This window comes from Streptomyces triticisoli (genome assembly GCF_003270085.1).
Taxonomy (GTDB): Bacteria; Actinomycetota; Actinomycetes; order Streptomycetales; family Streptomycetaceae; genus Streptomyces; species Streptomyces triticisoli.
This window is the reverse complement of sequence record NZ_QFDQ01000080.1, coordinates 16,275-28,230: the sequence shown is the minus strand read 5'-3', so window position 1 is coordinate 28,230 and position 11,956 is coordinate 16,275. Positions and strand designations below refer to the sequence as shown.

The 11,956-nt window shown below is 70.6% G+C and carries 8 protein-coding genes, 2 tRNA genes and 1 riboswitch; of the genes, 9 read left to right on the top strand and 1 reads right to left on the bottom strand.

Annotated features, from left to right (window positions below; translation table 11 throughout):
- Window positions 1–433 precede the first annotated feature (433 nt).
- From DEP02_RS14410 to DEP02_RS14400, 3 genes are all read left to right on the top strand, one after another.
- The gene (locus tag DEP02_RS14410; protein ID WP_112467717.1) at window positions 434–2,485 is read left to right on the top strand and encodes a DEAD/DEAH box helicase; all 2,052 of its coding nucleotides are present in this window, start codon (window positions 434–436) and stop codon (window positions 2,483–2,485) included.
- A gap of 177 nt (window positions 2,486–2,662) precedes the next feature.
- The gene (locus DEP02_RS14405) at window positions 2,663–4,807 is read left to right on the top strand and encodes an FG-GAP repeat domain-containing protein (RefSeq protein ID WP_232839113.1); all 2,145 of its coding nucleotides are present in this window, start codon (window positions 2,663–2,665) and stop codon (window positions 4,805–4,807) included.
- A gap of 112 nt (window positions 4,808–4,919) precedes the next feature.
- A tRNA-Lys gene (locus tag DEP02_RS14400) sits at window positions 4,920–4,992 on the top strand.
- Window positions 4,993–5,473: 481 nt separating this feature from the next.
- Here the strand turns inward: DEP02_RS14400 and DEP02_RS34705 are convergent.
- Window positions 5,474–5,719, bottom strand: coding sequence for a hypothetical protein (locus DEP02_RS34705; RefSeq protein ID WP_232839114.1), 246 nt, complete (start codon window positions 5,717–5,719; stop codon window positions 5,474–5,476).
- Between the two features lie 297 nt (window positions 5,720–6,016).
- Here DEP02_RS34705 and DEP02_RS14390 point away from each other — a divergent pair, with 297 nt between their 5' ends.
- From DEP02_RS14390 to DEP02_RS14365, 6 genes are all read left to right on the top strand, one after another.
- Window positions 6,017–6,385: an ATP-binding protein gene (locus tag DEP02_RS14390; RefSeq protein ID WP_112467716.1), complete on the top strand. Its 369-nt coding sequence runs from the start codon at window positions 6,017–6,019 to the stop codon at window positions 6,383–6,385.
- The gene (locus DEP02_RS14385) at window positions 6,385–7,716 is read left to right on the top strand and encodes a PP2C family protein-serine/threonine phosphatase (protein WP_112467715.1); all 1,332 of its coding nucleotides are present in this window, start codon (window positions 6,385–6,387) and stop codon (window positions 7,714–7,716) included. Before DEP02_RS14390 ends, DEP02_RS14385 begins: the two co-directional genes overlap by 1 nt.
- 228 nt (window positions 7,717–7,944) lie before the next feature.
- Window positions 7,945–8,922, top strand: coding sequence for an MASE1 domain-containing protein (locus DEP02_RS14380; RefSeq protein WP_232839112.1), 978 nt, complete (start codon window positions 7,945–7,947; stop codon window positions 8,920–8,922).
- Between the two features lie 231 nt (window positions 8,923–9,153).
- Complete coding sequence (locus tag DEP02_RS14375) at window positions 9,154–10,284, top strand: dihydrofolate reductase family protein (RefSeq protein WP_112467713.1); 1,131 nt, start codon at window positions 9,154–9,156, stop codon at window positions 10,282–10,284.
- 54 nt (window positions 10,285–10,338) lie between these two features.
- Window positions 10,339–10,412 (top strand) — tRNA-Met (locus DEP02_RS14370).
- 264 nt (window positions 10,413–10,676) lie between these two features.
- Window positions 10,677–10,832, top strand: a riboswitch (cyclic di-AMP (ydaO/yuaA leader).
- A gap of 9 nt (window positions 10,833–10,841) precedes the next feature.
- Window positions 10,842–11,888 (top strand): M23 family metallopeptidase, encoded by a 1,047-nt coding sequence (locus DEP02_RS14365; protein ID WP_112467712.1) that lies wholly within the window; start codon window positions 10,842–10,844, stop codon window positions 11,886–11,888.
- Window positions 11,889–11,956 lie beyond the last annotated feature (68 nt).

Sequence of the window (11,956 nt, the reverse complement as noted above, 5' to 3'; positions counted from 1 at the left end):
GTGCCGCCGAAGCCGGGCGAGCCGACGCCGACGGACGCGGCGCCGGTGCCTCCGCAGACGTCCGCGGCGCCGGAGCCGCCTCCGGCTTCGCCGCCCGCTCCGCCGGCCTCTCCGGAGCCGACGGCGGCCGAGCCGTCGTCGTCGGCGCACGAGGGCACGGGGTCGCAACTGGAGCAGCGGGAACCCACACCGAAGCCGGGTCGGCTGCGGCGCGCCAGGTCCTGACCTGGGTCTACGGACTCAGTTTGCTTTCGGGGGTGGTGGGTGCGTAAGGTGGCAGATCGTTTGATCCCATTTGCCCGGCGCCCACACAGAGCGCGCCGTGTGGCGCGTACTCTCCTTTGCCGTGGCGGACCGCATCGAGGCGGTCGTGGTGCGAATCACGGAGTTGACGGGCGCGTGCCGACAAGACTCCGGAAGGTTTCGCATTCGCATGTCCATTACTGCTGACCACGTCGTCGTGCCCGAGATCGCCGACGACGCCCCCGAGAGCCGTGAGGTGTCCGAGATCACGTTCGCGGACCTCGGTCTCCCCGAGGACGTCGTGCGCAAGCTCGCGCAGAACGGTGTGACCACCCCCTTCCCGATCCAGGCCGCGACCATCCCGGACGCCCTGGCCGGCAAGGACGTCCTGGGCCGGGGCCGCACCGGCTCGGGCAAGACCCTCTCCTTCGGACTGCCGACGCTGGCCACGCTGGCCGGCGGCCGCACCGAGCGGAAGCGCCCGCGGGCGGTCATCCTGACCCCCACCCGCGAGCTCGCGATGCAGGTGGCGGACGCCCTGCAGCCCTACGGCGACGTCCTCGGCCTGAGGATGAAGGTCGTCTGCGGCGGCACCTCGATGGGCAACCAGATCTACGCCCTGGAGAAGGGCGTCGACATCCTGGTCGCCACCCCGGGCCGGCTGCGCGACGTCATCAACCGCGGCGCCTGCTCGCTGGAGGACGTGCGGATCGCGGTCCTGGACGAGGCCGACCAGATGTCCGACCTGGGCTTCCTGCCCGAGGTCACCGAGCTCCTCGACCAGGTTCCGGCGGGCGGCCAGCGCATGCTGTTCTCCGCGACGATGGAGAACGAGATCAAGACTCTCGTCGACCGCTACCTGACCGACCCCGTCTCCCACGAGGTGGACGCGGCGCAGGGCGCGGTGACGACCATGTCCCACCACATCCTGATCGTGAAGCCCAAGGACAAGGCTCCGGTCACCGCGGCCATCGCCTCCCGCAAGGGCCGCACCATCATCTTCGTGCGCACCCAGCTGGGCGCCGACCGCGTGGCCGAGCAGCTGCGCGAGGCCGGCGCGAAGGCCGAGGCGCTGCACGGCGGCATGACCCAGGGCGCCCGCACCCGCACCCTGGCCGACTTCAAGGACGGGTACGTCAACGTCCTGGTCGCCACCGACGTCGCCGCCCGCGGCATCCACGTCGACGGCATCGACCTGGTGCTGAACGTCGACCCGGCCGGCGACCACAAGGACTACCTGCACCGCGCCGGCCGCACGGCCCGCGCCGGCCGCACCGGCACGGTGGTCTCCCTGTCGCTGCCGCACCAGCGGCGCCAGATCTTCCGCCTCATGGAGGACGCGGGCGTGGACGCCACGCGCCACATCATCCAGGGCGGCGCGGCCTTCGACCCGGAGGTCGCGGAGATCACCGGTGCCCGGTCGATGACCGAGGTGCAGGCCGAGTCCGCGGGCAACGCCGCGCAGCAGGCCGAGCGCGAGGTCGCCCACCTCACCAAGCAGCTGGAGCGTGCCCAGCGGCGTGCGTCCGAGCTGCGTGAGGAGGCCGACCGGCTGATCGCCAGGGTGGCCCGCGAGCGGGGCGTGGACCCGGAGGCGGCGGTGGCCGAGGCACAGGCGGTGGCCGAGGTGTCGCTGCCGGAGCAGCCGGGGGCGCAGGACGTGGACCGTGCCGAGCGGGGCGAGCATGAGCAGCGTACGGCGGCTTCGTCGTCGTACGACCGTCGTGAGCGCGGTGACGAGCGGGGCGGGCGTACGTTCGACCGTGACCGTTCCTTCGACCGTGACCGTGGCGGCCGTTCCTACGAGCGGCGCGACGACCGGGGCGGCTTCCGCCGGGACGACCGGGGTGACCGCGGCGGCCGTACGTTCGACCGGGACCGTGACCGCGGCTACGAGCGCCGTGACGACCGGGGCGGGCGTACGTTCGACCGTGACCGTTCCTTCGACCGTGACCGTGGCGGCCGTTCCTACGAGCGGCGCGACGACCGGGGCGGCTTCAACCGGGACCGCGACCGCGCCCCCCGCTCCTTCGACCGCCGTGACGACCGTGGCGGCTTCCACCGGGACGAGCGTGGCGGGCACCGCGGCAGCGACCGCCCGTTCAACCGCGACCGCCAGGGCGACCGCCCCGGCTTCCGCTCCGGCGGCCACGACCGCCCGTACGGTCGCCGTGACGACCACCGCGGCGGCGGTTCCTTCGGCCGCCGCGAGGACAAGCCGCGCTGGAAGCGCAACGGCTGACACCGGGTGAGGTGACCTGCGAAGGGCCCGTACGACCACTGTCGTACGGGCCCTTCGCTTTTTGACTACCGTTGCCCATCAGGTGGTTGCTAGCATCCCGGATCTTGGCACGGAGGAGGGGCGCGGCCGAGGGGGAGCCGCCGTGGCGTGCCGTTCTCACATCCCTGGGGAGGGACCTTGACCCGGCGCACACGCGCACGCGCACGCTCCACCGCGACCCGGTACGGCCGGATGACCGCCGTTCTCGTGACCCTGGCAGCCCTGGGCGCCGGTTCGCTGACCACCGCCGGCCCGGCGGCCGCGGACACCGCACCGACGCCCGTCCGGACGGACGGCGTGTGGGGCATCGACTACGCGGGCGGCTTCCTGACCACCGTGGAACGCCAGCCGAACGGCGACCAGCACGTGGTCGGCCGCCGGATCTCGTCCGATGGCTCCACGGTCCTGGAGAAGGTCACGCGGGGCTACGCGGGCGTCTTCGCCGACGGCTCGCACGCTCAGCGGGTTCCGTGCGACGCCGGGCAGTGCGTACCGCTGCGTTCCACCGGTGACCAGCACGTCGGCTACTTCCAGGTGGACGCCAAGGGCAAGGAGCGTGCCCGGATCTGGCTGTCCCCCAACATCTACCACTCGGGGAGCGAACCAGCGGTGACCGGAGGCCGGTTCGTGGACGCCACCGGCCGTTACTACGTCTACAACGCGACCTCCACCGGCAAGCAGTACGTCGACGCAGTGAACCGCAACCGCTCCGAGAACGTGCGCCTGACCCGGTCCATCACCGCCGCCTCCGTATGGGGTTCGCTGCTGTGGACCCCCGGTTCCGGCGACGGGGCCATCACCGCCTACGACCTCAAGACGAGGAAGACGGTCCAGACCGTCGCCACCGGCGCCCCCTGCACGGTCGCGGAACTGCAGGCAGTCGGCCGCTGGATCTACTGGAACTGCGGCCCGTCCGGCGCCGCCGGCGTCTACGACCGTACGGCGAAGAAGTCCGTCATGGTCCCCTCCGGGCCCGCGCTCGTCGGCGACGGCTACCTGGTCCAGCACGACCGGAGTGCGGACAAGCTGATGCTGACGGACTTCCACACCGGTACTGCCGCCCCCGCCCGCCCGGTCGCCGACCTCCCGGCCGGGAACACGGCCGACCAGCGGCGGCTCACGTGGACGGTGGACAAGTTCGGCGGAAACATCGCTCATGTGGACGCGGTCGGCGCCGTGCACGTCGTGCGGAGCGGAGTCCCGACACAGCCGCTGACGGCGATCGAGTCGGATCTCGACGACGCTTCCGTGGACACCAGGAGCGACTTCTGGAAGAGCACCTGGCAGTTCAGCAAGCCGGCCGCCTGGAAGTTCACCGTGAAGGACGTCGTCCGCGGACGTGTCGTGCGCACCGAGACCGGCACGGGTCCGTCCGCCGAGGCCGGCTGGAACGGGAGGACGGACGCGGGGGCGTACGCGTACAACGGGCGTCACACCTGGACCCTGACCGCCAAGGGGGCCGACGGCGTCGGCACGTACACGACCAGCGGCTCGTTCGGGCTCAGCGGCGGTCTTCAGGGCCACCACGACCAGGGCGGCTACAGCTTCGGCGAACTGGTCACCCTCAACTCCTCCGGAACTCTCACGCTGCACTTCACCAACGGCAAGGGCAAGTTCGACTTCAAGAAGTCGGCCTCCGGCTGGCCCAAGGGGACCCTCGCCATCCCCTTCGGCGACATGGGCAGCGACCGGTGCGCCGAGATGCTGGTGCGGATGCCGAACGGTGAGCTGCGCAAGTACAAGGGCCGCTGCGGCACGTCGTACAAGCCCGGCAACAGCCACACATCCCTCGGCAAGGGCTGGAACGCCTACGACGTCCTCACCGCACCGGGCGACCTGACCGGCGACGGCCGCACCGACCTGCTGGCGCGCAAGGCCAAGACCGGGGACATCTACCTCTTCGCGACGAAGAGCAACGGGACGCTCGCGGCCGGCAAGAAGATCAGGTCGGCGTGGAAGGGCTACAAGAGGATCATCGGCGCCGGTGACCTGAACGGTGACGGCATCGGCGACGTGCTGGCCCTCGACAAGAAGGGCACGCTGTACCGCTACAACGGAAACGGCAAGGGGCTGCTGAAGAGCAGGGTCAAGGTCTTCACGAAGTGGGGTGCCACCTACAACGCGATCGTCGGCGTCGGCGACATCACCGGCGACGGCAAGAACGACCTGGTCGCGCGGGACACCAAGGGCAACCTGTACCGCAACAACGGCAACGGCAAGGGCTCCTTCAGCGGCCGCACGAAGATCGCGACCGGCTGGAAGGGATACAAGGGGATCTTCTGACCGGACCCCCTCCCGGCCGTGGGCGATCACGTCACTTTTCCGGCCGGCCTCCCTGGATACCCGATCGGAGACGGGGCCCGATCCCGCTATGCTCGGGGAGGCAACATCGCCTGGGCCCTTAGCTCAATTGGCAGAGCAGTGGACTTTTAATCCATTGGTTGTGGGTTCGAGTCCCACAGGGCCTACGGTCCGCAGGCGGGCTGCATGGCCTCTGACCTGCTACGCAACGCTCGGGTCGGCTTCGGTCGGCTCGGGCGCTGCAGCGTTTCGGGCTCGTGTGTGAGCAATGCGTGAGCGGATGTTCCCGTGTCCTGCGGGGCGGCTGCGGCCGGGGCAGGCGGTTCGGTGGCTGCCGGACGAGACCGGGGGACGAGTTCCGCCGACTTCTCGGCAATCTCACGGTCCGGCTCGGGGGCAGGCTCGTGTATGTGTCCGAGGTCAGCGTGATGGTGGAGTGCCGCAGCGTCTCCTTCACCGAGTCGAACATCTCTGCCAGGTGGCCGACGTTGAGCCGGTCGAGGCGTACGTGCCCGATGCGGGGCTTCAGGTGGACGCGGATGTGGGAGGCGTGGCCGTTGAGCGTGGTCTTGCGGCGCTTCTTCGCGGCGAGCCACTGGTCGAGCCACTCGTCGGCGGCGAGGTTGACACGGAGGGCCAGACCGGCCCTCAGGCGGCGCTGATCTCCTCGACGGCCGGCAGCGGGGGCCTTCTCGGCTGCGTCCTCCCCAGCATCGCGACGAGGCGTTGGAAGCTGTCGGGGTTGTCCTTGTGGACGAGGGCGAGAGCGTGTTCGGGTCCCGTCTGTTCGTGGCGCCGGCGCGTCTCGTGGGGCGTGAGACAGCCCCAGTTCGCGTGCTTGCGCAGGAGACGACGGTCGTAGGAGGTCTCGATGAACGTGAAGATGCCGGCCACAGCGCGGCCATCATCCTCGACCAGGCCCTCAGCCTGCGCAGCCTGGACGGCGCCCATGGCCCTGCCCGCGCACTGACTTGGCACAGCCGCCGCATCGGCGACCGCCATGCACCCGGCGCACGCGCCCAGGCGGCCAGGCAACGCCACGCAGCAGAACACCCCCCTGCTCCGTCCTCGCAGCAGCTTCCGGCTCGACGGCGGCGATGAGAAGCGTGTCCGAAAGGTCGTGTGAGTCCGTGATGTGACAGGCTGGCCGAGGACCAGCCTCGGGCCCTGGCCGGCCGGGACGGACAGAGCATGATGGACAAGGAAACCGCGGCCGCTGAACCGGTCGAGGACAACCTGGTGGACGAAGTCGTCGAGCGTTCAACGGATCGTGCAGACGTCTCAGGAGCCGCTCTGCTGGACGAGTCGGGCTGTCTGAACCTGGACAAGAGGGGTGCCAAGCCGCTGTCCCGGATCTTCACCGAGCAGGAGGAGCGCAAGGCCGCCGCGGTGGCCTCCAAGCCCCCGTGCGGCGAGTGGGACAAGACCTTCGTCGCCCCTCGTCGGTGCGCGGCGATCGCCGACCGGCTCACCTCCAAAGGCACGCTGATCCGGACCAGCACCCACTCCTGCCGGCTGAAGGCCACCGAGAGCGAGCGCCGGTCCGCCGGGCGATCGTGATGGCGGCGGGCAAGGAGGAGAAAGGCGCGGAGCGGCCGCCCCGCCCTGACCTACTGGCGCGTCTGGACGCCGAGCTGGGCCGGATCGACGAGCAGCTGCGCGCCCTGGCCGCCGCCAAGGACCGGATCCAGGGCCTGCTGGAGGCGGTGGTGGCCATCACCCGGGAGGTGGAGCTGACCGCGGTACTGCGTCGCATCGTGACCACCGCCATGGACCTGGTCGGCACCCGCTACGGAGCACTGGGAGTCCTTGACGAGTCCGGCGAGTTCCTGGAGCAGTTCATTCCCGTCGGCCTGTCCGAGCAGGAACGCGCGGCCCTGGCCGCGGTGGGGTTTCCTCGCGGCCTGGGCGTGCTCGGACACCTGATCCACCACCCCGAACCCCTGCTGGTGGACGACATCTCCTCCCATCCGTCCTCGGTCGGGTTCCCACCCGGCCACCCGCCCATGCGCACCCTGCTGGGCGTCGCCGTCAGCGTCCGCGGTGAAATCTACGGTGACCTCTACCTCTCCGAGCGACGCGACGGACAGCCCTTCGATGTCCGCGACGAGACCATGGTCGTCGCCCTCGCCAGCGCCGCCGGTATCGCGATTGAAAAAGTCCGCCTCTTCGAACAGGTTCGTGCCGGATCCGAACAGTTCCAGCGGCGTTTGCTGCCGACGCTGCCCGACATGCGGCCCTTCGACGCCGCCGCCATCTACCGGCCCGCCGCCGAACCCCACCATGTGGGCGGCGACTGGTACGACGCCGTCCTGCTTCCGGACGGCGCGGTGGCGGTCGTCATCGGCGACGTGGTCGGTCACGACCTGCATGCCGCGGCTGCCATGGCCTCCACCCGCAACATGCTGCGCGCTTTGCTGTTCACCCTGCGTACTCCGCCCAGCGCGGTCCTCGCCCAGCTCGATCGCACCCTGGAGGCCATCACCGACAACCCGGTCACCACCACCGGCCTGGCGCGCATCGAATCCGCGGGGGCTGCCTGGAGACTGCTCTGGAGCTCTGCGGGCCACGTCCCCCCTTTGCTGATCACCCCCGGCGGCCGGGCGGAATACCTGTTCACGGAGCCCGGACTGCCACTGAACGTCGACAGCGGGCAGCCCCGCCCCGACCACACTCACCCCCTGCCCCCGGACACCACCGTGGTCTTCTTCACCGACGGCCTGATCGAACACCCCGAGCACCCCATCGACGAAAGCCTGAACGAACTCGCCGAACTCGCCACCACGTACGTAGCCCTGCCCCTGCAGGACTTCGTGCAGGCCCTGGCCGACCACCACCCCAGCGACGGGCACGACGACATGGCCATCCTCGCCCTGCGCACCCCGCGCTGAAGCCGATGAGACCCACAGGGATGCGGCTGAGGCGGAATCGTCAGGGCGCGGCACCGCCGCCGAGCGGTCACCCGGAGCAATCCCGGCAGAGCACATTGCGAGAGGCGCACAGAAGAGCGGCGGTGTGGTGGATCCGGCGGGGCCGACGGACAATGGACGACGGAGCAAGGTCGAGGGAAAGACCTTCCGATGACGGGTGCGAGCCGTGACAGGCTCCGGCGCGGTGGCATGACGGCCCTGCAGATCGGCGCTGTTGCCGCGCTGTACTACGCCTCCGGCAAGCTGGGAATGCTCCAGCAGCCCGTGCGCGGCCAGGTCACGCCGCTGTGGCCCCCGACCGGCATCGCCCTGGCCGGCCTGCTCCTGATCGGCCCGCGGGTCTGGCCCGGGATCGCACTCGGCGCCTTCCTGGTCGAGGTGTCCCTCGACTCATCGGCCCCCGCCGTCCTTGCCATCACGGCAGGAAACACACTCGCGCCCCTCTGTTCCTACGCACTCCTGCGACGCGCCGGGTTCCGTCCCCGGATGAACCGCCTGCGGGACGCGCTCGCGCTGGTCTTCCTCGGCGCGTTCACCAGCATGCTCATCAGTGCGACGCTGGGCAGCATCACCCTGCGCCTCACTCACGCACTGTCCGCCGGCGGGTTCTGGCCCACGTGGTGGGTCTGGTGGACCGGCGACGCCATGGGCGTTCTGCTGGTCGCACCGGTGCTGCTCGTGCTCCGCTCGGCACACTGGCCGAAGGACACACCACCATCCCGATGGGCGGAGGGATCGCTGCTCGGCGCGGTCACCATCGGCGTCGGTCTCCTCCAGACCTCCCCCACACCGCTGCTCTTTCTCGGCTTTCCGCTGCTGACCTGGGCGGCCTTCCGCTTCCAGCGCGCCGGAGCCGCGCCCTGCGCGCTGGCCGTATCCATCTTCGCCATTCTCGCCACCAGCCGCAGGACAGGCCCGTTCGCCGGTCACACCCTGCTCACCAACATGATTTCACTGCAGGCGTTCAACGGTGCCGCCGCGCTGACCGCGCTGCTGCTCGCCGCAGCCATCACCGAGCGAAACCGGGCCCAGGAAAAGATCGAAGAGGCCTGCGGGCGACTTGCCGAGATGGTGGCGAGAACCGCACCGGACATCGGCGGCTCGCCGGTGCCTCCCGACGCCCAGGGCGGCGGGGAGGACAGCGGCGGGCAGACCCGACCGTCGTAATCGATCGGCAGGGGCCGACAAGGACCGGCCCGTCGAACCACGCCTGCCGGGGACGCGGTCCGAGAGACCCGGAAGCGCCAATCCAGCGAGCCGCCACCTGACCGGGGGCGGTTCACCTGCCGGTGCTCCGGGGTTTCGAGGGGAACGACAGGATGGAGCGGTACCTGTGCGGCTTGCTCCAAGCTTGAAGCAAGCCGGTTGTTCCGTCCGCCGCCGAGAGAGAGCGCGTCCATGCCCCACCCGTACGTCCTGCTGTCCGCCGCCGTCTCCCTCGACGGGTACCTGGACGACACCGGCCCCGAGCGGCTGCTGCTGTCCGGTCCCGCCGACTTCGACCGGGTCGACGAGGTGCGGGCGTCCGTCGACGCGGTTCTCATCGGGGCCGGGACGATCCGTGCCGACAACCCGCGGCTGCTGGTGTACTCGCCGGAGCGGCGGGCGGCCCGGGTGGCCGCGGGGCGGGCGGAGTATCCGCTGAAGGTCGCGGTCAGCGCGTCCGGGGAGCTGGACCCCGGGGCGCGCTTCTGGCACACGGGTGGCGAGAAGGTTCTCTACACGACCGACGAGGGGGCGCGGCGGGCGCGGAGGACGGGGATCGCCGCCGATGTGGTGCCGCTGGGTGCCGTACTCGACTGGGAGCTGCTGCTCGAGCATCTGCACGAGGTGCGCGGGGTGCGGCGGCTCATGGTGGAGGGCGGCGGGACGGTGCACACGCAGTTGCTGCAGCAGCAGCTCGCGGACGAGGTGCAGCTCGTGCTCGCCCCGCTGTTCGTGGGGGACCCCGAGGCGCCGCGGCTGTTCGGGCCCGGGGTCTATCAGGGCGGGCGGCTGAGGCTGGTGGAGACACGGGTCGTCGAAGACGTCGTCCTCATGCGCTACGAGCCGACCGCACCCGGCGCGGCGGACCGCGTCGTACCCGCGGACCGGCACTGGCTGCGGCTCGCGTGCGAGCTGGCCGCGCAGTGCCCGCCGTCGCGGACCGCGTTCAGCGTGGGCGCGGTGGTGGTCGCCGCCGACGGGACGGAGCTCGCCCGCGGGTACTCGCGGGAGGCCGGCGACCCGGTCGTGCACGCGGAGGAGGCGGCGCTGGCCAAGGTCGACCCGGCGGATCCTCGGCTGGCCGGTGCCACGGTGTACAGCAGCCTGGAGCCGTGCGCCCGCCGCGCCTCCCGGCCGCGTCCGTGCGCCCGGCTGATTCTGGACACGGGGGTACGGCGGGTGGTCACGGCCTGGCGGGAACCGGACACGTTCGTCGAGGGCGCCGACGGGACCGGGGTGCTGACGGCCGGGGGCGCCGAGGTCGTCGTGGTGCCGGAGTACGAGGGGCGGGCCAAGGAGCCGAACCGGCATCTGCTGGGCTGAGCGGAATGCGTGTGCAAGCTGTCCCACGCGTGGCGTACACTGATGTCACATCGACGCGGGGTGGAGCAGCTCGGTAGCTCGCTGGGCTCATAACCCAGAGGTCGCAGGTTCAAATCCTGTCCCCGCTACTGAAGACTTGGGGCCGGAATCCGTTCAACGGATTCCGGCCCCAAGTGTTTTGCGGGTGCGTCGTAGGTCGTGGCGGGGCGTGAGGTTCCTGACATGTGGTCGACTCATGTGGTCAACTCGCCCCATTTTTGCCCCTCATGGGCCGTAAGTTCTGGCCAAGAAGGTTTAATGATCAAGCCGAACGGCTTGGAATCCGGGCCCCGAGTCTATTAACGTTCGATAACGCAGAGCACGGTCGTCCCAGCCGCCACAAGAGGCGGCTCCGTGCGCACGCGCCGAATCCCGCAAGGGAGCCGGGGAACCATCAACTTGGGGTGAATCGGGCGCAATCGCCGTGGAAGCACGGCTGATTGACGCGCGTAGGAGACCTTCCCCTCCGAACCCGTCAGCTAACCCGGTAGGCGATGGAAGGAAAGGAGTGCGCCTTCGTGGCGTCCAACCGGCTGGCCCCAGAAGCCCCGTCCGTGCCGGACCGGCACGACACCGAGACCTTCGGCTACGGCAGCCGACGCGCCGACGAGGGCCCCTGGGAGGAGTGGAACCCCACCGCGGAGTCCATCCGTCCCGCGCGCGGTCGGCACCGCGTCACCAAGCAGCGCGGCGGCGGGCTCGCCCGCAGCTCCACGGTTCTCGGCGTCGGCGTGATCGCCGCCGTCGGCGCGGGCGGCATGGCCAGCGCCAACAGCAGCAAGCCGCCGGTGTCCATCTCGCTGCCGGACCTGCCCTCCGTGGGCTCCCTGTTCGACGACTCCGCCGACGCCGCCCCCGACGAGGACGAGGGCTCGGCGACCGCGCTCAGCAGCGTCGGCGTGACCACGGCCGACACCGAGCAGGGCACCTCCGGCGCCGGTGAGGTGCTGCGCAACCGCATCATGGCGCAGGCCGAGCAGCAGCAGGCCCAGATCGAGGCCAAGGCCCTGGCGGACGCCGAGGCCGCCGCCGCCAAGAAGGCCGACGAGGCCGCCGCGAAGGCGCAGAAGGAGGCCGAGGCCAAGGCCGCCGCCGCGAAGAAGAAGGCGGAGGAGGAGGCCGCGAGGAAGGCCGAGGAGGCGCGGCTGGCCGAGCTGGCCAGGCAGTACACGCTGCCGACCTCCTCCTACACGATCTCCTCGTCCTTCGGGCAGGCCGGCGCCATGTGGTCCTCCGGCTATCACACCGGCCTGGACTTCGCCGCGCCCACCGGCACCCTGATCAAGGCGGTGCACAGCGGCACCATCACCGAGGCGGGCTGGGCCGGCTCCTACGGCTACCGGACGATCCTCACCCTCGACGACGGCACCGAGCTGTGGTACTGCCACCAGTCGTCGATCAGCGTCAACGTCGGGCAGAAGGTCACCACGGGCGACGTCATCGGCCGCGTGGGCGCCACCGGCAACGTCACCGGGCCGCACCTGCACTTCGAGGTCCACACGGACGGCCAGGCGGGCGGGATCGACCCGATGGCGTGGCTGCGCAGCAAGGGCCTCAACCCCTGAGTCTTCAGCCCCTGGCCCTCACCCCCTGAAGCCCTGACCGTCCCCGTTGACGTCTGTTCGCGCAGCCT

Coding starts and splice junctions, on each gene's coding strand:
- DEP02_RS14390 (WP_112467716.1), top strand. CDS start 6,017: ATGATGGACAAGGAAACCGCGGCCGCTGAACCGGTCGAGGACAACCTG.
- DEP02_RS14380 (WP_232839112.1), top strand. CDS start 7,945: ATGACGGCCCTGCAGATCGGCGCTGTTGCCGCGCTGTACTACGCCTCC.
- DEP02_RS14375 (WP_112467713.1), top strand. CDS start 9,154: ATGCCCCACCCGTACGTCCTGCTGTCCGCCGCCGTCTCCCTCGACGGG.
- DEP02_RS14385 (WP_112467715.1), top strand. CDS start 6,385: ATGGCGGCGGGCAAGGAGGAGAAAGGCGCGGAGCGGCCGCCCCGCCCT.
- DEP02_RS14410 (WP_112467717.1), top strand. CDS start 434: ATGTCCATTACTGCTGACCACGTCGTCGTGCCCGAGATCGCCGACGAC.